At 69.9% G+C, this 23619-nt stretch carries 20 protein-coding genes; 5 read left to right on the top strand and 15 right to left on the bottom strand.

Annotated elements, in window-relative coordinates:
• Nucleotides 1-749: 749 nt before the first annotated feature.
• The 4 genes from ABD848_RS11540 to mraZ all read right to left on the bottom strand — a co-directional run bounded on the left by ABD848_RS11540 (nucleotide 750) and on the right by mraZ (nucleotide 5261).
• Nucleotides 750-2435, bottom strand: coding sequence for a peptidoglycan D,D-transpeptidase FtsI family protein (locus ABD848_RS11540; protein WP_459112879.1), 1686 nt, complete (start codon nucleotides 2433-2435; stop codon nucleotides 750-752).
• A gap of 613 nt (nucleotides 2436-3048) precedes the next feature.
• Nucleotides 3049-3528, bottom strand: coding sequence for a hypothetical protein (locus tag ABD848_RS11535; protein WP_344970832.1), 480 nt, complete (start codon nucleotides 3526-3528; stop codon nucleotides 3049-3051).
• A gap of 70 nt (nucleotides 3529-3598) precedes the next feature.
• Nucleotides 3599-4555 carry a 16S rRNA (cytosine(1402)-N(4))-methyltransferase RsmH gene (gene rsmH / locus ABD848_RS11530; RefSeq protein WP_344971149.1) on the bottom strand — a complete coding sequence of 319 codons (957 nt, stop codon included), beginning with the start codon at nucleotides 4553-4555 and terminating at the stop codon, nucleotides 3599-3601.
• Between the two features lie 274 nt (nucleotides 4556-4829).
• Complete coding sequence (gene mraZ, locus ABD848_RS11525) at nucleotides 4830-5261, bottom strand: division/cell wall cluster transcriptional repressor MraZ (protein WP_344970830.1); 432 nt, start codon at nucleotides 5259-5261, stop codon at nucleotides 4830-4832.
• A 303-nt stretch (nucleotides 5262-5564) separates the two neighbouring features.
• Here mraZ and ABD848_RS11520 point away from each other — a divergent pair, with 303 nt between their 5' ends.
• From ABD848_RS11520 to ABD848_RS11510, 3 genes are all read left to right on the top strand, one after another.
• Nucleotides 5565-6566, top strand: a complete 1002-nt coding sequence (locus ABD848_RS11520; protein WP_344970828.1) for an AAA family ATPase — start codon at nucleotides 5565-5567, stop codon at nucleotides 6564-6566.
• 89 nt (nucleotides 6567-6655) lie between these two features.
• Nucleotides 6656-7897 (top strand): DUF58 domain-containing protein, encoded by a 1242-nt coding sequence (locus tag ABD848_RS11515; protein WP_344970826.1) that lies wholly within the window; start codon nucleotides 6656-6658, stop codon nucleotides 7895-7897.
• A gap of 161 nt (nucleotides 7898-8058) precedes the next feature.
• Nucleotides 8059-10422, top strand: a complete 2364-nt coding sequence (locus ABD848_RS11510; RefSeq protein WP_344970824.1) for a transglutaminase TgpA family protein — start codon at nucleotides 8059-8061, stop codon at nucleotides 10420-10422.
• A gap of 112 nt (nucleotides 10423-10534) precedes the next feature.
• Here ABD848_RS11510 and ABD848_RS11505 read toward each other — a convergent pair whose 3' ends face one another.
• The 10 genes from ABD848_RS11505 to ABD848_RS11460 form a co-directional block, all read right to left on the bottom strand.
• Entirely contained in the window at nucleotides 10535-10936 is a 402-nt protein-coding gene (locus ABD848_RS11505) for a DUF3040 domain-containing protein (RefSeq protein WP_344970822.1), read from the bottom strand.
• Between the two features lie 532 nt (nucleotides 10937-11468).
• On the bottom strand, nucleotides 11469-12245 hold the full coding sequence (locus ABD848_RS11500; protein WP_344970820.1) for a methyltransferase: 777 nt from the start codon (nucleotides 12243-12245) through the stop codon (nucleotides 11469-11471).
• Nucleotides 12246-12282: 37 nt separating this feature from the next.
• Nucleotides 12283-12696, bottom strand: coding sequence for a transcription antitermination factor NusB (nusB, locus tag ABD848_RS11495; RefSeq protein WP_344970818.1), 414 nt, complete (start codon nucleotides 12694-12696; stop codon nucleotides 12283-12285).
• Between the two features lie 43 nt (nucleotides 12697-12739).
• On the bottom strand, nucleotides 12740-13303 hold the full coding sequence (gene efp, locus ABD848_RS11490) for an elongation factor P (RefSeq protein ID WP_344970816.1): 564 nt from the start codon (nucleotides 13301-13303) through the stop codon (nucleotides 12740-12742).
• A 237-nt stretch (nucleotides 13304-13540) separates the two neighbouring features.
• Entirely contained in the window at nucleotides 13541-14644 is a 1104-nt protein-coding gene (aroB, locus tag ABD848_RS11485; protein WP_344970814.1) for a 3-dehydroquinate synthase, read from the bottom strand.
• Nucleotides 14641-15174: a shikimate kinase gene (locus ABD848_RS11480; RefSeq protein ID WP_344970812.1), complete on the bottom strand. Its 534-nt coding sequence runs from the start codon at nucleotides 15172-15174 to the stop codon at nucleotides 14641-14643. Before ABD848_RS11480 ends, aroB begins: the two co-directional genes overlap by 4 nt.
• A gap of 58 nt (nucleotides 15175-15232) precedes the next feature.
• Nucleotides 15233-16411 (bottom strand): chorismate synthase, encoded by a 1179-nt coding sequence (aroC, locus tag ABD848_RS11475; protein WP_344970810.1) that lies wholly within the window; start codon nucleotides 16409-16411, stop codon nucleotides 15233-15235.
• A gap of 164 nt (nucleotides 16412-16575) precedes the next feature.
• Nucleotides 16576-17370 (bottom strand): prepilin peptidase, encoded by a 795-nt coding sequence (locus ABD848_RS11470; protein ID WP_344970808.1) that lies wholly within the window; start codon nucleotides 17368-17370, stop codon nucleotides 16576-16578.
• Nucleotides 17371-17456: 86 nt separating this feature from the next.
• Nucleotides 17457-18161, bottom strand: a complete 705-nt coding sequence (locus ABD848_RS11465; protein WP_344970806.1) for an SseB family protein — start codon at nucleotides 18159-18161, stop codon at nucleotides 17457-17459.
• Between the two features lie 71 nt (nucleotides 18162-18232).
• Nucleotides 18233-18709 (bottom strand): MarR family winged helix-turn-helix transcriptional regulator, encoded by a 477-nt coding sequence (locus tag ABD848_RS11460; protein ID WP_344970803.1) that lies wholly within the window; start codon nucleotides 18707-18709, stop codon nucleotides 18233-18235.
• A 138-nt stretch (nucleotides 18710-18847) separates the two neighbouring features.
• Here ABD848_RS11460 and ABD848_RS11455 point away from each other — a divergent pair, with 138 nt between their 5' ends.
• Nucleotides 18848-19393 carry a YceI family protein gene (locus ABD848_RS11455; RefSeq protein WP_344970801.1) on the top strand — a complete coding sequence of 182 codons (546 nt, stop codon included), beginning with the start codon at nucleotides 18848-18850 and terminating at the stop codon, nucleotides 19391-19393.
• 102 nt (nucleotides 19394-19495) lie between these two features.
• On the opposite strand, the gene ABD848_RS11450 is transcribed toward ABD848_RS11455, so the two are convergent.
• Nucleotides 19496-20692 (bottom strand): CaiB/BaiF CoA transferase family protein, encoded by a 1197-nt coding sequence (locus ABD848_RS11450; RefSeq protein WP_344970799.1) that lies wholly within the window; start codon nucleotides 20690-20692, stop codon nucleotides 19496-19498.
• A 244-nt stretch (nucleotides 20693-20936) separates the two neighbouring features.
• Here ABD848_RS11450 and ABD848_RS11445 point away from each other — a divergent pair, with 244 nt between their 5' ends.
• Entirely contained in the window at nucleotides 20937-23552 is a 2616-nt protein-coding gene (locus ABD848_RS11445; RefSeq protein WP_344970796.1) for a protein kinase domain-containing protein, read from the top strand.
• Nucleotides 23553-23619 lie beyond the last annotated feature (67 nt).

Raw genomic sequence — 23619 nt, 5'->3', positions numbered from 1 at the left:
GCGCGTCGCCGGTAGGCGCTTCCGTTGCCGCGCCGCTCCCGCCCCCGTGGCGCTGCCGAAAGGGCGCCCCCGGGGGCCTCTATAGTTTTTCGTCAAGCGGGGCGGGGATCAGCGTCGTTGGCTCGTGCCTTGGGCGCTGCGCGATCTCAGCAGCCCAGGGGGCGGTGCCTGGGCGGGGCGGATACCGCAACAAGTGGGGCACACTCGGCGGGGAACGGGGAGCGCAACGGGTGGACTGCCTGGGGTAGGGGACCGCGGCCTCCCCCTGTGGGGTGCCGTCTGCCATAAGGCGAGCGCGCCCGAGAGGGCTACGCCCATCTGCCGCCCTAGCCCGGAAAGTCGCCCCTGCCGGCAAGCGGAGCCGCGCCCGAATCACCATCCGCCGAGAGCGCGCCGCCCACCGCTGTATCCCGTGCGACAGCGACGTCCCGGGGAGAAGCGAGGTCCTGAGTTGAGCGGTGTCTGGAGGTAGCGCAAGACCCCGCGCTAGAGCGACGTTCCTTCACCCCAGTGGCCACCCGCACCGTTTGCGGTCGCCTCAGCCGCCGTGCCCCTTTTTCCGGCTGTCGAGATCGCGCAGCGATCGAGGCACGAGCGGCGGGAAACCTCCACGCTGTCGGTGCTGTCGACCGGGACCCACTCATGGAAGGGGGGCGAGCACGGCCGGTGGGCCGCCGGGCGGGCACCGGTTTGGTGCCAGTGCGTGGGTGGTGGACCTTCGGCGGGGCACGGCGCCCACCCCGGAGACCTCATTCGAACAGGCGGACCTTGGGCGGCTCGGTCTGCGGCGGCGCGACCTTCAGGGTTTGCAGCGCAAACGACGTCACGTCGGCGAAGGTCGGTGCGGCGGCCTGGCCGCCATAGTAGTCGTGGCCGGGGTCCTCAAGCACCACGTGCACGACGACTTGAGGATCTTGGGCCGGGGCGAAGCCGACGAAGCTACTCGTGTAGCCACCCCCTTGGTAGGTGCCGGTCTGGGGGTTGAAGCGGTCGGCCGTGCCAGTCTTGCCGGCCACGCGGAACCCTGCCACCTGCGCACGCTCGGCCGTGCCCTCCTCGCTGGTGACCGCCTCCAGCATCAGTTGCAACTGTTGGGCGGTCTCCTCGCTGATGACCCGGGCCCGTTCGGGGTTGGACGAGGATGTGAAATCACCCACGCCGTCGTCGATACCGGCGATGACGGTGGGCTCCACGCGGACCCCGTCGTTGGCGATCGTGGCGTAGGCGCTCGCCATCTGTACCGCGTTGACCGAGATGCCCTGCCCGTAGGAGATCGTCGCGAGCTGGGTGCCCCACCACTCCTGGGGTGGGGTGAGGATTCCGGTGTTCTCGCCGGGCAGGTCCAACCCGGTGGGCTGGCCGAAACCGAACTTGCCCAGGTATTCGTAGAGCCGCTCCGCGCCGACCTGCTCGCCGACCTTGATCGCGCCGACGTTGCTCGACGTGGCGATGATCCCGTTGAGCGTCAACCGCTGGGTGGGGTGGGTGTGGGAGTCGCGGAAAACCTGGTCGTAGCGGCTGATGGAGTCGGGCACCGTGTAGACGGTGTCGGGCTCGGCCAAGCCCTCCTCCAAAGCGGCGGCAGCGGTGATCACCTTGCTGGTGCTGCCGGGCTCAAAGGCGCGGGCCACCGCCCCGTTGCTGCGCTGCTCGGGCGTGGAGTCGGCGATGTCGCTGGGGTCGTAGGTGGGCGTGTTGGCCATCGCCAGTACTTGGCCGGTGGGACGCATGACGACGATGCTGCCTCGCACAGCCCCGAGCTCGGTCACGCGCTGGGCCAGCGCCTGCTGGGCGTACCACTGGATGTCACGGTCGAGTGTGAGCCGCACGTCCTTGCCCGGGACGGGTTCCTTGGTCAGTCCCCCCACCATGGGAATGCGGGTACCGTCGGCGCCGGTCTCGACTTGCTGCTTGCCGGGCTCTCCGGCGAGGGTGTCCTCCAGCACGGCCTCCAACCCTTCAAGGCCGTGGTTGTCGGCGCCGACGAAGCCGATCAGGTCGGCCGCGCCCGTCTGGCGCGGGTAGAGGCGCTCGTAGTCGGGGTTGGCCGCGACCCCTTGCAGGTCCAGTTCGGCGAGCTCGCGCCACTCGCTCGGGCGCACGCCGCGGGCGATCACCTCATAGCGGCTGGGTTGGGCGTCGACCTTGGCCGCGACCTCGCTGGGCTCCAGGTCGAAGCGTTGGGCGAGCTCGGTGATGATGGTGTCGCGCTGCTTGGCACGGATGTGGACCGGATCGACGTAGACGGTGCGGACCTCGACCGAGGTCGCCAGCAGGTCGCCGTCGACATCGGTGATGTCGCCGCGCGTCGTGGGGATGTCGATGGTGCTCAACCGCACCTCTGAGGCGGCGTCCGCGTAGTGCGCGGCCTGGAACCCCTGGATCTGCACTAGCCGGCCCGCGAAGATCAGCATCACCGCCGCCATCAAGATCATCGTCACCTTGATGCGCCGTGCGGAGTCGCCGCGGCGCAGCCGCGAGCGATGCCGCGGTGGGCGGGGCGGCGATCCCCCCTGCCTGCGGCGGGGCCGCGCGGGTTGGCCCCCGGCGGGACGCGTGCGCTGAGCCGACGGGGAAGAGGGAGCGGAGCGGCGGCGCGGCGGGTCGCTGGCGCGGCGGCGCGGCTGGCCAGGGGTGCGCGACTGACGCTTATCGCCCGGGCGAGCCGAAGATCCGGGGCCGCGGGAACGGGGACCGCGCGGGTCGCGGGGCGCGTTCATGGGCACCCGCCCCCCAGGGCCTGTGTTGTGGGGCCCCCCGTCGCGCGCGCTACACGCTCAGGCGGCGCCACTGCCCCTGCCCTGAGAGTGTTGTCGCCCTGCCGGTGGGGGCCCCGCTCTGCACGGGGCCACGGGCCGAGTCGCAGGGCCGAGGAAGGGTGCGTCCCTCCTGGCCGGGCTTTGCCCAAGGAGCGGCCAGCGGGGGTCCACGCAACGGCAGGGGGGCTGGGGTGCCGTGCGGCCAGGCGGCCGATCCCTGAGGCGGTGCCGTGGGCGCGCGTGAGCTCGGCTGCGGGCGTGTCGGTCTCCCGCAGCGGCAGCGGCGCCCTCACTCGACAGCCCCGGCGTCGCCGGCGGGGGCACCGACGATCTCGCCGGTCTCCACGTTGATGAACTCCGCGGAGTCGCCAGGGACCATCCCCAACTCCTCGGCTCGCTCGGCGAGCGTCTGCGGTGACTCTGCGTAGAGGACCTTCTCGCGCAGTTCCTCCTCGCGGTGGTTCATCTCCTCGGTTTGGCGCTGCAACTGCGCCAGCGCGTAGGCGTCCTCGGTGAGGACCGTGCGCAGCACCAGCAACGAGACCAGGGCCCCGCCGAGCAGGCCGAGGATGAGCAGCACGAAAGGCATGCGCGGAGCGTTGGGCACCGGTGTGGCGCGGGGGCGGCGCGCCGCGGCGCGGACACCGGGGCGCTGTGGCGCGCTGGCCGAGGTGCGCAGGCGGCTACCCGCCGTGCTGCGCCGGGGAGTTGCCCGCGGCGCGCTCCGGTTCGCGGGCTTGCTGACCTCGGGCTCGGTCGCGCTGCTCATGTACCCTCCCCACTGGCGGTGGCGTGCCTGGCTGGCGGTGGCTGGCCCGGGGCGGGCCAAGCCCCGGTGCTCATGGTTGGCGGACTCGCTCCGCGGCCCGCAGCCGCGCTGAGGCGGAGCGGGGGTTGTGCTGGGTTTCCTCTGGTGTGGGGGTTTCGGCGCCGCGGGTGAGCAGCCGGACTTCGGGCTGGCACTCGGGAAGCGACACCGGAAGGTCGGGGGGCGTGGTGTCGGTGGCGAGAGCGGCCAGGGCTCGCTTGGTGATCCGGTCCTCTAGCGAGTGGTAGGACAGCACGGCGATGCGGCCTCCCACGGCAAGGCGCGCGGCAGCGGCGGGCAGCGCGCGCTCCAGGGTGCTCAACTCGGAGTTGACCTCGATGCGCAGGGCCTGGAAGGTGCGTTTGGCGGGATTGCCCCCGGTACGGCGGGTAGCCGCCGGGATCGCCTCGCGCACGAGGTCAGCCAGGTGGGTAGTGGTCTCGATAGGGGTGGTGACGCGCTCGTCGGCGATAGCGCGGGCGACGCGCGAGGCGAAGCGCTCCTCGCCGTAGTCACGCAGGATGCGGGTGAGTTCGCCCACGGTGGCGCCGTTGACCACATCGGCGGCCGTGCGCTCCTGGGTGGGGTCCATGCGCATGTCGAGGGGGGCCTCGTGGGAGTAGGCGAAGCCGCGCTGGGGCTCGTCGAGTTGAGGGGAAGAGACCCCGAGGTCGAGGAGGATTCCAGCAACCCGGTCGACGCCGAGGTCGTCGAGTACGCCGGGGATCTCGTCGTAGACGGCGTGCACGAGATCGACGCGGTCGGCGTTATCGGAGAGGCGTCGCTCGGCGCGCTCCAGCGCGACGGGGTCTCGGTCGATGCCGACCAGACGCGCCTGCGGCAGCGCCGTGAGGAGGGCGTGGGCGTGACCGGCGAGGCCGAGCGTGGCGTCGACGAGGACCGATCCGGGGGTATCGAGAGCGGGGGAGAGCAACTCCACGACCCGGTCGAGCATCACCGGGACGTGCGCAGCCGACATATCGTTCATCAGCACGTTGACCCCTTGACCCCTCATCGTCGACCGGCCGGCCCCCGCGTAGCCATGACCGCACTACCTCGCTGCCCTGCCCCCCAGCAGGCGGCTCCGGCTCGGCCTTCAGACGCTGGGGACCGCGATCTCGTCCCACCCCGACTACCTGGCACCGGGGAAGATGTGCCAGCTAGCCCAGGTCGCGTCTGAAGGCCGGAACCGGATGGAATGGGCGGGTGGGTGGTTGTGACCGCCGACACCCGAAGAGGTGTCGGCCTGCGGTGCCGCGAACTCACAGCACCCCCGGCAACACCTCCTCCGACAGCTCTGCGAACGCCTGTTCCTGCTTGGCCTCGTAATCGGCCCACGCAGCGGCGTCCCAGATCTCCAGTCGCGTGTTGGCCCCAATGACGACACAGTCACGTTCCAGCCGGGCATACGTGCGAAGCGCCGATGGGATCGTGATTCGACCCTGTTTGTCGGGAACCTCATCGGAGGCGCTGGCGAAAAAGACGCGACTGTAGTCGCGCACTGCTTTGGCGGTGACGGGAGCCGATCGTAGAGCCTCGGTGATGCGCTGGAACTCCTCTAATGGGAAGACGTAGAGGCAGCGCTCCTGGCCCTTCGTGATCACCAGCCCCTCCGACAGCTCGTCGCGGTACTTCGCCGGAAGGAACAACCGTCCCTTCTCGTCGAGGCGCGGTGCGTGGGTGCCGAGGAACATCGGCCCCTCCTCCCGAGCCCCTGTGGAGCAGTCCCCGCCTCCACGATGCTCCACTCTACTCCACTCTCCCCCACGGTCAACAGCTTCAACGCCGCGCGCGGCGCCCCCACATCACCGAAATTGCAGGTCATAAGGGGGAGAAGGGAGTGGAGCGGCAGGGGGCGCTCCGGAGCGCTCAAAGCGTCACCAAAAGGCCCTCGTCACGGCCGGTCCGCTATGGGACACTTCACCGATTTAGTTTTCAAAGCTCCCCGTTTACGCCTAGCCTCAAGTCGTCAGCTCAGGCGGCGTGGGAGGGGCTACGTGTCAGTCGGCACGCAACACAATGGCCGGGGGAGCACCACCAGCACCATGGACGGGGACACCCTCGCGGTTCTAGAGACCGCTGATCGAATCCGATCGACCATCGAGACGGTCATCGAAGGCAAGTCCGGCGTCGTGCGGATCGCACTGACGGTTCTGCTCGCTGAGGGGCATCTCCTCATCGAGGACATCCCGGGGGTCGGCAAGACGATGCTGGCCAAAGCGCTGGGGCGCGCGATCGACTGCTCGGTGACGCGCATCCAGTTCACCCCAGACCTGCTCCCCAGCGACATCACGGGGGTCAACGCCTACCACCAGCGCAGCGGGGAATTCGAGTTCAAACCCGGCCCCGTGTTCGCCAACGTCGTCGTGGGAGACGAGATCAACCGGGCTTCTCCCAAGACACAGTCGGCCCTGCTGGAGTGCATGGAGGAAGGGCAGGTCAGTGTCGACGGCGCCACACGGGAACTGGAGCGGCCCTTCATGGTCGTGGCCACCCAGAACCCGATCGACATGGAGGGCACCTATCCACTGCCCGAGGCCCAGCGCGACCGGTTCATGGCGCGGATCGCGGTGGGGTACCCCCAGCCCCAAGCCGAGCTCGACATGATCAACTCGCATGGAGCACGCTCTCCGCTGGAGGAGCTACGCCCCGTCGCCACCGTGGCCGATGTGCGCACGATGGTGGAGCAGGTGCGCTCCATCCACGTCGCTCCGGCGATCCAGCGCTACGCTGTCGATTTGATCTCGGCCACGCGCACCTCGCCGGCGCTGCGGCTCGGGGCATCCCCACGCGCCACGCTGCACCTGGTGCGCGCTGCCCGCGCCTACGCCGCACTGCACAGCCGCGACTACGTGCTCCCCGACGACGTCCAGGACCTCGCCGTGCCCATCCTGGCCCACCGGCTCCTGCCCAGCCCCGAGGCCCAGATGGAGCAGCGTAGTCCCGAACAGGTCGTCAGCGAACTCGTGGCCCGTCTGCCCGTGGCCAATCGCCGCTGACGGACCGCGCCGACGTGGCCATGCAGCCGCACCCGCCCCCGCCTCGGCGACCTCCCCCACCGAGGCACTAGTGCACGGAAGGCCAAACCATGATCCTTGTGCGACTCTTGGGCGCCTTCACCTTGCGCGGCTACCTGTTCCTGCTGGCCGGAGCAGCGATCGTCACCGGTGCCCTGATCGTGGGGGAACGCGACTTGATGCGCATCGGCGTGTTCGTGGTGGTGCTGCCCGTGCTGTCGATGCTGACCGCGCTGCGGGCGCCTCGCACGGTGACCCACACCCGCACGCTGGAGCCGGTTCGGGTGGTCGCCGGCACAGAGGCCCGCGTACGTATCCACCTCACCAATACCGCGAAGCTGCTGCCGGCCACCGGCGTGCTCGCTGAGGACGCACTGCCCTACACCTTCGGCGAGGCACCCCGGTTCGGGATCGGGCGGCTGCGCGCCGGGGAGACGCGCGAACTGAGCTACCGGCTGCGTTCGCAGATGCGCGGACGCTACCCCATCGGACCGTTGACGCTTCGCTTCCGCGACCCGCTGGGGTGCGTCCACCTGTCGCGCAGCGTGGGGCCGAGCATGTCGCTGTTGGTGACCCCGGCCATGATCGCGCTGCCGGGGAGCGTGCCGCGGGGCGCCTCAGCCGACAGCGGAGCAAGCCGCTCCCGGGTGATGGCCAGCGCGGGCGAGGACGACATCGTGCCCCGCGCCTACCAACAGGGCGACGACATACGCCGCGTGCACTGGCGCACGACAGCGCGGCGCGGCGAGCTGATGGTGCGCCGCGAGGAGCAGCAGTGGCGTGAGCACACCTCGCTGCTGCTCGACACCCGCCGCAACGCCCACACCGGCGCCGGCCCGGGATCATCGCTGGAGGTTTCGGTCTCGGCGGCGGCCTCGATCGCGGTGCACCTGCTGGCCCAGGGCCAGGAGCTGCGCTTTGTCACCAATGAGGCCGAGATCACCGCCGCCCGCAGCAGGGATGGCGTGCTCGACGCCCTCGCCACGACCACATCTTCGTCTTCGGCGGATCTCAGGCGGGGAATCAGCCTGCTCAACAACGTCGCAGCCTCAGGACGGGGCCTGCTGGTGGCCGTGGTGGGAGCGCTGAGCTCAACGGAGGTGGCGGCGCTGGCCGACTACGCCGGCGGCAGTGGCCGCAGTTGTGTCGCCGTGCTGTGCGCCGATGCCGCTTGGGACTCCCCCGAGCGGGCGCGGCAGACACAGGAGTACCTTACGGGGACGGGCTGGCGTGTGATTATGCTCAACCGGCTCGACGAACTGCCCGAGGGGTGGCGACAGTTACTGTCCTCGACGGGACTCGCACATGGGTGATCTGGCTCTCCCCGACGCGGGGCGGCAGCGTCGCCGTCGCGCGAACCGGGCACCAGAACAATGGACAGCATTGAGGACGCGCGCACTCGAATGACAGGTGAGGAGGACGGCGTTTCCTCCCCGCCGGGGTGGCCGGCCGGGGGCGCACGCCGAACGACCAGATGAATGTGCGAACGCCGATCGCGATCGCGGCGACGATCTGCACGCTGTGTGCCCTGACGCTGCTGCTACCGATCTTCGCCTCACCAGGGTGGCTGGATGACGTAGTCGTCGCCGTGCTCACCGTCGGCATTTCCGGCATCGTCGCCCGGCTGGTACGGGTGCCGCTGAGCCTGGCGCCGCTCGTGCAGGCCCTGGCACTGGTATGTGCCATGACCGCGCTCTACGTGCCGCATTACGCGCTGCTGGGCGTGATCCCCACCGGCGAGTCCATCGCCTCGCTGCGCGTGATGGCCGACGCCGGGTGGACCGAGATCATCCTCAAACCCACACCGGTGGCCGTCAGTGCCCCGCTGGCGCTCGTGGCGGCGTTGAGCCTGGGCCTGTTCGCGATCCTGGTGGACTTCCTGGCCGTGACCCTGCGGTTGCCCGCGCTGACGGGCCTGGCGCTGCTGGCGCTGATCTTCGTGCCCTTGTCGGTGTATCACAAGGGCATCCCCTGGCCCGCCTTCGTGGCCACGGCGACGGGTTTCCTGCTGCTGCTCGCGGTGGACAACTGGGATCGGCTCTGGCGGTGGGGCGCCGCCGCTCCTAACCATTCCGGCGAGGGACAACGGAGCCCCAGCATGGGCGGCGCCGGCCGGCACCTGTGGTTTACCGCCCAGGTGGCGGCGATGGCGGTGGCAGTGGCGCTGCTGGTGCCCACAGCCTTGCCCGGGCTGGTCAACGACGCGGTGTTCGCCTTGGCCAGCGGCGTCCAGAGCAACGGGCAACGGGTCACCACGACCCATCCCATCGCCTCGATGCGCCGCGATCTCACCTCGGTGAGCGACCGCCAGGTCCTGCGGTACACCACCACCGCCGACCGGCCGGACTATCTGCGGATGTACGTGCTCGACAGCTTCGACGGGGAAGTGTGGACCATGTCGGCGGTCGAAGCCTCGGCACGCAACCGTGTCGACGACTCCGAACTGCCCCTGCCCGCGGGGCGCGCCACCGACGACGTAGCCGAAGACGAGCTGGTACGCACCACGATCACGGTGGCGAGCCGGGTGTCACGCATGGACTTCCTGCCGGTGCCGGCTCCAGCCCGCCACGTCGAGATCTCGGGTGAGTGGTTCGCCGACCCGAGCACTCTGATGGTGTTCTCGACTCGCGACGAGGCCGGCGGACGCACCTACGAGGTGCAAAGCCTGCCGGACAACGCCGACCGCAGCGCGCTGGCCGAGGTCTCCTACCCGGTGAGCGGTTCGGTGGACCAGCGCTACCTCGAAGTGCCCGACCACCTCGACCCGCGTATCGCCCCCCTCACCGACTCCATCGTCAACGACGCCTCCGGCCCCCACGAGGCGGCGGTCCAACTCCAGAAGTGGTTCACCGAGGAGGGACGCTTCACCTACAATCTGCAACCCCCGCCCGTGCCCGAAGGCTCCGACCCCCTCAGGCACTTCCTGTTCGACAGCCGAGTGGGCTACTGTCAACAGTTCGCGGCGGCGATGGCGCTCATGGCACGCCAGGCGGGAATCCCGGCCCGGGTGGCGGTGGGCTACACCGAGGGCGAGCGCAGGTCCAACGGCGAGTGGGTGGTCACCGAAAGCAACGCCCACGCCTGGCCAGAACTGTACTTCCAAGACTTTGGCTGGCTGCGGTTCGAGCCCACCCCCTCCAGCACGACAGGCCAAGACAGCGCCTCAGTACCGTTCTACGCCTACTCCGCTCCCGATTCCTCCACCGACAGTGACACCGACGACGCCCCCGACACCGATGACGCCCCTGGGGACTCCCCCGGCGAGGACGCGCAGGCGCCAAGCGATTCGTCGGCCTCGCCTGTGGACGACGGCGCACTCTCCACCTCTCCCACCACCAACAGGATGGACGGTCTGCTGGTGGTGGCCGTGGCCGGGACGGTCATCGCGGCAGCGCTCCTGCTGCTGGTACCGGCGCTGCCCACCCTGATCCGGCTGCTCGTGCGACGGCTGCGGTGGGGGCGGGCGAACGGAGCCGGTGAGCGGGCCCACGCGGCGTGGCGCGAACTCCAAGACGACGTCGTCGATCTGGGGCTAGTGTGGAACGTCGCCGAGAGTCCGCGGGCCGCGGCCCGCCGGCTCAGCGAGACGGCCAGGCTGGCGGAGCCGGCCACCGCGGCCCTATGGCGACTGGCCAAGGCCGAAGAGAGCGCACGGTATGCTCCCCACCCCGCCGATGGGCAAGGGTTGGAGGCCGACAGCCGGACGGTGCGGCTGGCGCTGCGGGCCTCGGTTAGCAGTGGGCAGCGACTCCAGGCGATCCTGTTGCCCCGGTCACTGTGGCGAACGTGGCCCAACGGCGAGGCGTCGCTACCGGCACCTCAGCCGCGTTCAACGTGAAAGAAAACGTTGATCGCCCGGCCCGACGTGTTCGCCACGTCGGGCCGGGCGATCAACGCGACGGCCGGTGCTGCGGCTGCCGAAGCGGCCACTCAGCCATGAGGGGACGGTGCTACTGCTCGCCTTCCTGGCGGCGGCGCCACCGCTCCTCGAACCGATTCATCATGCCGGGCCGCTGCTGGTTACGCTTGCGCCCCTTGGACTTGGACTGCGGCGAAGCGGCGGTGTCGGCGGGCGCTGTACCCGACGCACGACGCCACCCGGACAGCCCCCATAGGGTGCAAGCCAACATGACGAGGAACCCGATAGCACCGATCGCCGGCTGCTGGACGATGACGCCCCCCATGAGAAGGCACACACCCAGGACGAAACCGATCGAGGAGTAAACGATCCAGCGCTTGTAATGAACCTGAGGATTCGTTTGCCGAACGGTGTGGGCGAACTTCGGGTCCTCGGCATACAGCGCCCGCTCGATCTGGTCGAGCATACGCTGCTCGTGTTCAGAGAGCGGCACGACGCCTCCCAAAGACAGTCCCCGGTTGGGGCGACGGGTACTGAACGACAACGTGATAGCCAGTGGTATGCCCAGAATACGGCGCCTTAGCACTTCGTGAAAAGAAAAGTTGGATGTAGAGATGGCCTACATACGCCACACTATCCTCACTCTGTACCGCGGGCACCGAAGTCGCCGGGAGATACCCCCAACGGCGGGGTCAAGCCACCTCGTCGAGGGGGATGGAACCCGTCGAAGATAGACGAATCATACGTCATTCCGGTCACGATTCGCTAACGTCGCCGAGGTGAGAGTGGGGTGACCTCTCTCTCCGTGGACACGGCTATCCAGAGCCGGTCCACGCCGCCGCTAGGTTGTTTTTCGGAAGGGGCGGCGGGTGGAAGCGGGTGAGCGTGTCCGCCCTCGCCCGACAGGCTGCCGAGATCGCGAAGCGATCGAGGCACGAGCGAACGAGGAACACCCCCACAGCCTCCACACCCCAGCCGTCCGCACAACAGAACCCAGGCACCAGCCGTGCCCAGGAGAAAGGCGGCTATTCGGGTCGCTCCACCAGCAGGTGGAGCTGTGTGGCGATACCACGCAGCTCCGGCGATTGGGCGGCGGCGCGCTCCAGGTCGAGGAGCTGGCTGCTGGCCTGCGGCTCACCGTCGAAGACCCGGCCCGGCAGCAGGTCGGCGAAGACGCGCACCCCGTGCACCTCGGGCCGGACACAGCCGGCCTCCGTGGCGAGTTCGACGAGCCGGGCCTCCGTGAAGCGCCGTGGCATGGGGTCGTGCTCTCCCCACCGGCCTTGGGGGGCGGCCAGCAGGGCACGCGCCTCGTCGAGATGGCCGGCGAGCGCACGGTGGAGCACGGTGGCCACGACGTTGGTGGCCAACAGGCTGATTACTCCGCCGGGTCGCGTGATGGCCATAGCGTCGGTGAGCGCGTCGAGGGGGTCGTCGACGTACTCCAAGACGTTGTGCATCAGTACCAGATGGGCCTGGCACTCCGGCAGCAACTGGGGCAGGTCACGGGACTCCCCCTGGAGGGCGCGCACCCGCACCCCCGCCTCGGCCGCCCGCCGCTCCAGCGCAGCCAAGGAGTCAGGGTTGGGCTCGACCACCGTGACGTCGTGGCCCAGCTCGGCCAGGGGGACGGCGGCACCGCCCGTGCCACCGCCGGCGTCGACGATCTCCAGCGGGGCGTCGTCACCGGTGTGGAACCTGGCCAGCGCCCCTCGCAACACGTCCCACACGACGGCGGTGCGGGCCGCGGTCGGCGCCCGCTGCGGCCCCGTGGGGGACACGGCACCGGCTCTGTCGCTCACGAACGACTCCCCTTCGGTTTGCGTTGACGGCGGATGTCTACAGCGCGAGTTTGGGCTTGTTCTCCATCAACCGCGAAAGTAGGCCGTTGACGAAGGCGGGCGACTCAGCGGCCGACAGTTCCCTGACAACAGCGACCGCCTCGGAAATGGCGACCCCATCGGGGATGTCGCTGTCCCACAGCAGCTCATAGACGCCCATCCGCAAGACGTTGCGGTCGACGGCGGGCATTCGGTCCAGCGTCCAGCCGATGGCGTACTCGCCGAGCAAGGCGTCGATACGGTCGCGCCGCTCGTCGACCGCCGCCGCCAAACGCTCGGTGAACTCGTTGATCGGAGGCTCAGGTTGCAGCCGTCTGCGCTGGATGACCTCCGCGACAGGCACGCCGCGCAGTTCGGCTTCGTAGAGCACTTCCACCGCACGGGTGCGGGCCTTGTGCCGCGATCCACTCATCGCTCTCCTGCTTGAAACGCCACCGGGCAGGGACGTAGTCGCATCAGTTGACGCGGCCGAGGTACTCGCCGGTGCGGGTGTCGACCTTGATGCGCTCCCCCGTGGTGATGAACAGGGGAACCTGAACCACCGCACCGGTCTCCAATGTGGCGGGCTTGGTGCCGCCGGTGGAACGGTCGCCCTGCACGCCGGGGTCGGTCTCGGCGATCTCCAGCTCCACGGCGGCGGGCAGCTCGACGTAGAGCGGGTTGCCCTCGTTGATGGCGACCGTGGCGGTCATGCTTTCCAGCAGATAGTCGGCGTTCTTACCAGCGACGTCTTTGGAGACGTTGAGCTGGTCGTAGGTCTCGGTGTCCATGAAGATGAACGACTCGCCGTCGGAGTAGAGGTACTGCATCTCCCGGCGGTCGACGTTGGCAACCTCGACCTTGATACCGGCGTTGAAGGTCTTGTCGACGACCTTGCCAGAGGTGATGTTTTTGAGCTTGGTGCGGACGAACGCACCGCCCTTGCCGGGCTTGACGTGCTGGAACTCCACGACGTTCCAGAGCTCGCCGCCGTCGAGTTTCAGGGTCATGCCGTTCTTGAGGTCGTTCGTCGTGGCCACTTCGGTCGTCTCTCCCAGCAGTCGGCAGGGTCTGAATGGTCGTTGGAACGCCCGAGAGCCACGCGCCTGCGGCCATTGCCCCCGTAGGCGGCACGGTGCGCGTACCAGCGGCTCTCGACTGGGGTCACGGCGAGACAGCGCCACCGGAGCCAATACCGGGCGCACAAGCCGAAACCGTTCCTTGTAGCACGAGTCTAGTGGGTACTGCGAGCCGGCTCGTGCGCCGTATCCGACCCGCTAGCGCGCCTGTGCCCGCTCACCGCCACTGACGTGAGTGTAGGCGGCGGCCAGCAAGGTGTCATCGGGCCCGGTGCGGATCGTGGGCACGCCTACAGCATCCAGCAGGACGAAGCGCAGCGTCGCGCCCCGCGCCTTCTTGTCGACTCGCATGATCGTGCGCAACTGCTCCCATGCCTCCGGCGGGTAGCTGACGGGCAGCCCGACACTGGACAAGATCGCGCGATGGCGGTCGACCGCCGCCGCGTCGAGACGACCGTCCAGCCGCGCCAACTCCGCGGCGAAGACCATGCCGATCGAGACCGCGTAGCCGTGCCGGAAGGTGTAGTTCTCGACCCGCTCGATGGCGTGACCGAGCGTGTGCCCGTAGTTGAGGATCTCGCGGCGTCCGCTTTCGCGCAGGTCCTCCGAGACCACTTCGGCCTTGACGGCGATGGCGCGTTCGATGAGCTCTCGGGCGTGGCGCCCCGTGGGGTGGGTGGCGCCCTCGGGGTCGCTCTCGATGAGGTCGAGGATGGTGGGGTCGGCGATGAAGCCGGCCTTGACCACCTCAGCGAGCCCGCCGATGTAGTCGGCGCTGGGCAAGGTGGGCAGGGTCGCCAGGTCACACACGACACCGGCGGGCGGGTGGAACGAGCCCACCAGGTTCTTGCCCTCGCCGGTGTTGATGCCGGTCTTGCCGCCGACCGCGGCGTCGACCATCCCCAGCAACGTGGTGGGGACGAGTACCACGCGGACCCCGCGCAGCCACGTCGCGGCGACAAAGCCGGCGAGGTCGGTGGCCGCGCCGCCTCCCACGCCGACGATGGCGTCGCTGCGGGTGAACCCGGCCTGGCCCAACCGGGACCACAGGTCAGCGGCCACGGTCACGTCCTTGGCCGCCTCACCGTCGGGGATGGGCATCGGGTGCACCTCGTGCCCGGCGGCCGTGAGGGCCGCTGCCACCGGGCGGGCGATCTCGCCAAGACCGGCCGGATGGATGACCGCGACCCGCTGGACTCGCTCGGCGGAGCCGACCAGCCCGGGCAGTTCCGCCAGCACTCCCGTGCCCACGGCCACGGTGTAGCCGTTGGCGCCGCCGACCCCGATGCGCGTAGCCGTCATGACCGGTTCTCCCCTCGCAGCGGCAGCTCGGCGACGATAGCGTCGACGACCTCCTCGGGGTGGTAGGAGCTGGTGGAGACTGTGGTGGTGGCCAACCGCTCGTAGACGGGCAGGCGCTGTTCCAGCAGGGCCTTGAGCTTGGCGCGCGGGTTGCCCAGCAGCAGCGGGCGCGCCTGGTCGATCCCGACGCGCTTGGCGGCGTCGGCGAACTCCACCTGGAGATAGACCACGTGGTGGTCGGCGAGGTCGGCCTGAGTGTCGGGGTCGAGGACAGCGCCGCCGCCGAGCGCGACGACACCCGACCACGAGGTCAGGGCCGTGGCGACCACCTCGCGCTCCATCGCGCGGAAGGTCTCCTCGCCGTCATCGACGAAGATCTCGCTGATGGGTTTGCCCGCGCGCGTTTCGATCTCGGCGTCGGTGTCGCCCAGGGGTACGCCGAGCCGGTCGGCCAGGGCACGCCCCACGGTGGACTTGCCCGATCCGGGCGAACCGATGAGGACCGCGATCGGTGAGCTCAACTTTTCCATCCTTGCTCTGAGGCCGTTGGCTGGCATGGGGCCGGCCGGCTTCGCTGTCGGCCGGCTCTCAGGTCTGCGGAAGTGACGCCAGGTAGCCGTCGAGATTACGGGCGACCTCCTGCACTGAGTCGCCGCCGAACTTCTCAAGAGCGGCCTCGGCGAGCACGAGGGCGACCATGGCCTCAGCGACCACGCCTGAGGCGGGCACGGCGGTGACGTCGCTGCGCTGGTGGTGGGCTTGGGCGGGTTCGCCGCTGGCGGTGTCGACGGTGTCGAGGGCGCGCGGCACGGTGGCGATGGGCTTCATGGCCGTGCGCACCCGAAGCGGGTCGCCGGTAGTCATGCCGCCTTCGACGCCGCCGGCGCGGTTGGTGCGGCGCTGGATGCCGTCGGGGCCGGGCTCGATCTCGTCGTGGGCCACCGAGCCGCGGCGGGCCGCGGTGCGGAAACCGTCACCGACCTCGACTCCCTTGATGGCCTGGATACTCATCAGCGCTGCGGCCAGTCGGCCGTCGAGTCGGCGGTCCCAGTGGACGTGGCTGCCCAACCCGGGGGGCAGGCCGTAGGCGAGCACCTCGACGACGCCTCCCAGGGTGTCGCCGGCTTTCTTGGTGTCGTCGACCTCGGCGACCATGCGTGCGCTGGTTTCGGGGTCATAGCAGCGCAGCGGGTCGGCGTCGATGCGCTCCAGGTCAGCGGGACCGGGCAGGGTGTCCTCGGGCACGCTGATCTCGCCCATCGCCACCACGTGGCTGAGGATGTCCACGCCGAGCACCTGGTGGCAGAACCGGCGCGCGACCTCCCCGAGGGCGACCCGCGCGGCGGTTTCGCGCGCGCTGGCGCGCTCCAGAATGGGCCGAGCTTCGTCGTAGCCGTACTTTTGCATGCCCACGAGGTCGGCGTGACCGGGGCGGGGGCGGGTGAGCGGCGCGTTGCGGGCCGTGCCCTCCAATTCTTCGGCCGACACCGGGTCGGGAGACATCACTTTCTCCCACTTGGGCCACTCGGTGTTGGCCACTTGGACCGCCACGGGGCCGCCCAGGGTGCGGCCGTGGCGAATCCCGCCGATGATGGTGACGTGGTCCTGCTCGAACTTCATCCGGGCGCCCCGGCCGTACCCGGCGCGGCGGCGGCGCAACGCGGCGGCGATGTCGTCTGAGGTGACGGACACACCGGCCGGAAGGCCCTCCACGATCGCGACGAGTGCCGGCCCATGAGATTCCCCAGCGGTCAGCCAACGCAACATGGCTCCGATCCTTTCACGAATCGCACAGTGGCGGCACCTCTGGGGCGGGAATGGGAACACCGCCACTTCTTGCTGGCCAGAGCCGTTAGCGCTGTCCTCGGACCTGGTGAGGGCCAGCTAAGGCCGGCGGAGTAGTACCGGTGGAATATTACGCGGTGCGATCGTCACGAACCGGCCAGCAGTAAGGGCAGCGGGTCGCCCAACAGCAGGATCGCCAGGGCGCCGGCGAGCATGAACGGTCCGAAGGGGATCTGGGTCTTGCGGGTGGCTCGGCCCAGCGCGATGAGCATCACCCCCCAGCAAGCCGACAGTAGGAAGGCCACGAAGGTGCCCGACAGCAGCGAGCCCAGGCCAGACCAGCCCAGGTACAGCCCGACCACCCCGGAGAGCTTGACGTCGCCCCAGCCCATGCCGGCGGGGTTGACAAACCACAGCAGCCAGTAGAACGCGGCGAGACCGGCCATGCCCACAGCGGCCGAGAACAGTCGCTGGGTGCTGTCGGGCGCGAGCGCGCCGGCCAGAGCCACGACTGCGACGGCCACCGGATAGGCGGGCAGCACCAGGGGGTTGGGCAGGCGCCGCGTTCGGGCGTCGATGACGGCCAGCAGCGTCGCCCACACACCGAAGAACGCCAGCGCCGCCACATCGGCGGGTCCTCGCTCGGCGCTGGTGAGGCCCACAACAGCCAAGACCACGGCTGCGCCCCAGCCCACGATGGCCGGCCGGGGCAGAGCATGGCCGCAGTGGGGGCAGCGCCCCGACCGCAGCAGCCACCAGGGCAGGAGCACGGCCCGCGGCCAGGGGAGGTGACACCGGCAATGGGGGCAGGTGGGAGGCGGCGCTGTGGTGGTGGCATCGACGGGGGGAAACAGCGTGACCGCGCGCGCGGCCAGCGATCCCACTGCCAGTCCCACCAAGGCCAGGATCGCGGCGGTGCCGATGGCGGGCAGAAGGGGCATGGGGGGACTCTAACGGCCGCGCCGCGGCGATGCGGGCCGGCGGCGAAGCCGGCACAACGGGCGCACTCCCGCAGCCGGGGGCGGGGTCACTCGCGCCGGGCGCGCACGACGGCGCTCAGTTCGATGCCGCCGGGCAGCAACTGACTGAGTTCGGCGCTGAGCCGCTCGGCGACGCGGCGCAGCGACTCGTCGTCGCGGCGCTGCAACTCCAGCCGGATACCGATGTCGGCGCGTTCGGACTCGTGCAGTCGCACCCGCTGGATACCGAACTCGGTGTGGGTAACCCGGTAGATCTTGGCCAGCACTTGAGGGTCGTCCTTGGGTGCGGGCAGGGCGCCGTGTTCGGCGATGCTGGTGAGGAAACGCCCTTCGATGGGGTAGACGACGGGGCCGGCGACGTCGACGACGAGGGCGTCGACCCCCTCTTCGACGGCGGCGCCGCAGGCGTCGACTGTGGTGAAGGGCACGGGGCGGGCATCCTGGTTCCAGCGGCGGGCGGTCTCCACCGAGGTGAAGGCGAGCACCCCGCGGCGACCGTCCTGGCCGGTCATGATGGGCAGGGCGACCTCGCTGCGCCCCTCGTGGTCGAGGTCGTGGGCGGTGGGCTGGGAGTCGGTGGCCACGGGAGAGACCGGGATGAGCAGCCGCGAGGCGCTCAGGGCCGCGAGCACGTGACGGTCGCTGGCGGCTCCTCGGGCATAGGCGTCGAGCCTGTCGCGTACCTCGGGAGGAGCGCTGCCGTCGTCGTCGCGGAAACCGCGTGCGCCGCTGATCGTAGGTCCAGTGGTCACGCCCGCGACTCTACTTGGTCAGTGGTGGGCCCAGGCGCGGTGGCGGCCTGCCGTGGGCCGGCTCTCGTGTCTCACCGCTGCTCGGCTTCGCGCAGCCCAAGTTCCAACTGGGCCATGATTTCTCCCAACTGTTGCACCCGCTCGGGGCCGATCCGGTCGAACAGGTGCTGTCGGACCAGGGCAACGTGATCGGGAGCGCTCTCGCGCAGTGCCTTCTCGCCCTGATCGGTGAGGATGGCCCATGCGCCCCGGCGATCCTCCTGACAGTTCTCGCGGCGCACGTAGCCGTCACGCTCAAGGCGGGCGATCTGGTGGGACAGCCGGCTCTTGGAAACGATGACGGTCTCGGCGAGGTTGCGCATGCGCATCCGGGCGCCTTCGGCTTCGGAGAGGTGTACGAGGATGCCGTACTCGACGAGGGAGAGGCTGTGGCGCCGTTGAAGGTCCCGGTCGAGTATCTCGGCAAGCATGGAGTTGACGTTGAGATAGCTGCGCCAGATCCGTTGTTCGTCGTCTGTTAGCCAGGTGACCGAGTCCACGCTGTCCATGGGGATCATCGTACTTGCAGGTTGGTGCAGCTCACCCTAATATCTTCCCAGAAAGATTCTTTCAAGGATAAATTGCATCTTTCAACCATCATACGTCATGATGGTGCTCTTCCAACGCAGCGAACACAAGGAGGAACTGTGACCGAGCAGCAACTCACGCCCGGCACTTGGACGATCGACCCGGCCCACTCCGTGGTGGGCTTTTCCGTGCGGCACATGATGGTCAGCCGCGTGCGCGGGCGTTTCACCAAGTTCGACGCAACTTTGCAGGTCGCCCAAGATCCGCTCCAGTCCTCGCTGACCGCCTCGATCGACGCGACCTCGATCGACACCGACAACGAACAGCGCGACGAGCACGTGCGCTCGGCCGACTTCTTCGACGTCGCCACGCACCCGGAGTTCACCTTCACCGCCACCGGTGCCACGCAAAAGGACGAGGAGTTCATCGTGGCCGGAGAGCTGACCATCAAGGGCCACACCCGGCCGGTGGAACTGACCGTGGAGTTCAACGGCGCCACCACCGACCCCTGGGGGATGGAGCGCGCCGGCTTCCACGCCGTCACCGAGATCAACCGCAAGGACTTCGGGGTCGACATCGAGATGCCGATGGACGGCGGCGGCGTCGTTGTCAGCGACAAGATCAAGATCGAGATCGATGCCGAGTTCACCCGGCAGGCCGACTGACTGCGGGTCCCCGCCACTGGCGCGGTCGTCCCGGGGGAGTCGGCTCCGCAGCCGCTACTAGCGCCGGCTCCTCCACCGCCGGGCCGCCGGCGCGCCGTAGCGTTACTCCTGGTCGGCGTCGAGCTCGTCGAGCCAGGCCCGAATGGCGGAGCTGTGCTCCCCTAGAGCGGGCGGCGGCAGGTGCTCGCTCCGGTCCTCGGCGGCGTCGCCGGGCCGCGGGTCGAAGCGCACCGGCGGCCCGGGCAACTCGATCGGGCCCCACTGCGGGTGCTCCACCGACAACACGAGCCCCTGCGAGCGGGTCTGCTCCCAGTCATAAACCTGGTCAAGGGTGCGGATGGCGCCACAGGGCACCCCGATGCCGCTGATTTCGGCCAGCCAGGTATCGCGCCCGGCCGAGCGTAAAACGGCCTCGATCTCGGCGATGAGTTCGTCGCGGTGGGCCACCCGCTCGGCATTGTCGGCGAACCGCGCATCGGCGGGGTCCAGGCCCAGCAGCGCGGCGAACCGCTCCCACTGGCTCTGGCTGGCCACCGCCACCTGCAACGTGCCATCGGCGCAGGAAAACGCGCCGTAGGGGGCGATGGAGGGGTGGTGGTTGCCCGCGGCGCGGGGAATCTGCCCGGCCACCGTCCAGCGCGTGCCTTGGAACGCGTGGGTGGACACCAAAGAGGACAGCAGCGAGGTGCGCACTACCCGCCCCCGGCCGGTGCGCTCACGCTCGTAGAGGGCGCTGAGCGTGCCGTAGGCGCCGTGGATGCCGGCCAGCAGGTCGCCGATGGGCACCCCCACCTTGGTGGGGTGCTCCGGGTCGGGGCCGGTCATACTCATCAGCCCGGCCTCCCCTTGGGCGATCTGGTCGTAGCCGGCGCGGCCCCCTTCGGGGCCGTCGTGACCGAAACCGGTGATGGAGCAGATCACCAGGCGCGCATTGAGCTGGTGCAGGCGTTCGACGCCAAACCCCAGCCGATCAAGCACCCCCGCGCGGAAGTTCTCCACCAGCACGTCGCAGGCACGCACGAGCCGAGTGAGCTGCTCCCGGCCGTCCGCGGACTTCAGGTCCAGCTCGATGGACTCTTTGTTGCGGTTGCACGAGAGAAAGTAGGTACTGACCTGTTCCTGGCCGGTGCCGGCGAACGGCGGCCCCCACCAGCGCGTGTCGTCGCCGGTCCCGGTCTGCTCGACTTTGATGACGCGGGCGCCGAGGTCACCCAAGAGCATCGCGGCGTGCGGTCCCGCCAGCGCCCTGGAGAGGTCCACGACCACGATGCCGGCCAAGGGACCACCGGAGTCGGCCATGTTCGTCCTTTCCCTCGCGTGGACGTGGCAGCCCCCGCAGGAGTGGCGGCCACCGAGTTAAGCTAACGAAGCCGGTCGCACCCGGGCAATACTGGCCCGCCCAAAGCGGTGCCGGACTGGGGAAGGTTGCCGACCGTCTCCACCAGTACTCGGCGACGATCTAGGCTGGAAAGCAGCGAACGCCCCGTCCACGACAGCCGTGTTAGCTGGAACGGACCGCAGCCGAAAGACGTCGGTTATCACGATGGTCACGCCCGAACCGCCCGACCCCACCGCTCCCCTCCCCTCACACGACGAGTCCACCGATCCGGCGGCCCCCACCACCCGGATCACGGCGACGCGCGCCGCCACGCGCCGGCTGACCGCGTTCTTTGCCCCGCGTGGCCGGTCGCCCTCCCCCGCCGAGCGCACCGCCACCCTGCCGGCGCAGCCTTCCTCTCCCACGCGCGTCGACGCCCCCGGGGCGCGTGGTGCGGCCCCCGCCCGGTGGCGGCGCGTCGTGGCAAAGCCGCTGAACCAGATGGGCCGCCTGGCGGGACGGATCTTGGCCGACCCCGGCGGCGAACTCGACTACTTTGAATACACGGTTCCGGCCGAGGTCCGCCGCCACTACACCGTCGTCGACCACATCGGCTCCGGCGGCGAGGCGGTCGTCTACCTCGCCGAGCCCGCGGCCGGGGCCGCGCCGGCGGGCAACCGCCAGGTGGCGCTGAAGATTTACCGGCCCGGGCACGACCTCAACCGCGAACTGCTGGAGCGGTTGCGTGCCCGCGGCGAGAGCTCCCCCCACACCCCGGCCATCCACGGCTACGGCCATGCCCGCAGCTCGTGGGGCGAGACCCTGGCGTGGGAGGCCCAAGAGTACTTCGCCGCCGGGTCGCTGCGCACCCTGATGGAACAGGCCCCACTGCCCCAAGATCGGGCTGGGGCCATCGTGGCGGCCGTCGCCGAGTGCCTGCACTACTGGCAGGACTCGTTGCAGCACAACCACACCGACGTCAAACCGGAGAACCTGCTCGTCCGCAGCCTCGACCCGCCGGTGTTCGCGCTGACCGACTTCGGCGGCGCGGTGCGGGCCACGATGAGCCGTGTCTACGGGGGGCTGGCCATCACTGAGGACTACGCCGCGCCCGAGGTCGTGGAGGGCCGACGCGAGGCCCCCGCCGCGTGGTGGTCGCTGGGGGTGATCGTCCACGAGCTGGTGACCGGTCGCCGCCCCGCGCGCGGCGAGAACTGGCTGAGTGCACGCTCCAGCGAGATCGACGTCTCCGCCGTGCCCGACGGGCACTGGCGGCTGCTGGCTCGGGGACTGCTGGCACCGGTGCCCGAGTCGCGGTGGGGCTACCGCGAGGTCACGGCGTGGCTGGCCGGGGAGAAACCGAAGGTGGTCAAGGCCCGCCGCCACGCTCCCATCCGCTTCGGCGACGTCTCCCACGACGATCCGCCCAGCCTCGCCTTCGACCTGCTCGACCGCTCCGAGACCGGCGCGCTGTGGCTGCGCACCCACTGGCCTGAACTGCGCACCTGGCTGGATCGCGAGGTCAACGACTACACCTTCGACCGCTCCTACCTGACCCGGCTACGCGACCACCCCGACCAGGCACACCTCGCCATCAGCGCGTTGGCCGCCCGGTTCGTCCCGGGGATGGTGCCGCGCTACCGCGGCCACGAGGTCACCGCGGCCGGCGTGCTCGCGTTGGCCACCGGCGACAGCAGCCGCTACGAGGCGCTGCGGGAGGCGATCGAGCTGGGCGCGCTCGGGCTGGCCGCGCGGCACTGGTGCACCCACCCCACGTGCCAGGCCGAGGGCACCAACCGGTGCGCGCTGCTGGAGCGGGTCCAGCACGAGGTTCCGCTGGTGATGCGGCGCGTGGCCGCCGAGGTCGACCGGCTGGTGCGCGCGGGTGACGGAAGCGTCGTCTGGCCCGGTCAACACGAGTGGAACGTGGCCTGGGCCAACGCGACCGAACTGGTCCTCGACCCCGAAGCGCCCGGACGCTACCGCCGGATGCTGCGCGCCCAGTCATGGCACCCCGCCCAGCGCAGCACCGCTCCCCGCAGTCAGTGGTGGCTGGAGCAGCGCCGCGCCGGGCTGCGGGGCACGGTCGGCCAGGGTGAGATCGCCACCCCGGCCGCGATCGTCACGGCCGTACTGCTGCTGCCCAGCGCCGCACGGGCCGGCGCCGTGGAACGCGAGCAGCGGCGCGCGGCGACCCGGCAGCGGTGGCGCAGCCGTTGGCAACGGGCCAACGGCGCCGTCTCCCAGGGGTGGGAGGGGGTGCGCTCCCGGTGGCCTCGCCGCGACCGTGACGCCGGCGGCCCGGGCGAGCAGGCGCCGAGGGAGGGAAGGTGGCGCTGGCGCGGCCAAGACGAACCGGGACGCGAACGCGACCGGGTCGAACGCGGCATGCGGCGGTTGCAGCGCGCGATGCGTGCCGGGCGGTGCCGGCGCTTCGCCTACCCGGCCGCGGGGGTGGCGCTGCTCGACGGCGCCGGCCAGTGGCTGTGGCACGCCCAAGGCCTCTACAGCAACCAGCCGTGGATGGCTTCAGCTTTGCAAGGCGTCGAGACCTTCGGCCAGAGTGGGCTGGTCAGCGCGGTGGCGGGGGCCGCTGCCAGCGTGATGGGGCTCGTGCCGGGCGGGGTGGGGGTGGTCTGGTGGTTCCCGGTGCTGCTCGCGGTGGCGCTGGTGCTGCTGGGCCACACCGCGGCCAACCGGCGCCGCAAGGCGCGCAGCCAACTCGTGGCGCGGCGTCTCGCGATCATCGGTACGGCCCTGACCGGGGTGCGCGTACTGGCCAGCGGACTATTTTACCTGGCTATGGGGGTTCTCATCCCGCTGAGCCTGATCACGGGGTAGACGCGGACACCTCCGGCCCCACGGCGGGGAAGACGCCCAGCCCGACGCCGTATGTTACTCACTGGTC

Source organism: Salinactinospora qingdaonensis, assembly GCF_039539445.1.
In the GTDB taxonomy this organism is placed as follows: Bacteria; Actinomycetota; Actinomycetes; order Streptosporangiales; family Streptosporangiaceae; genus Salinactinospora; species Salinactinospora qingdaonensis.
This window is presented reverse-complemented; position numbering and strand designations above follow the sequence as displayed.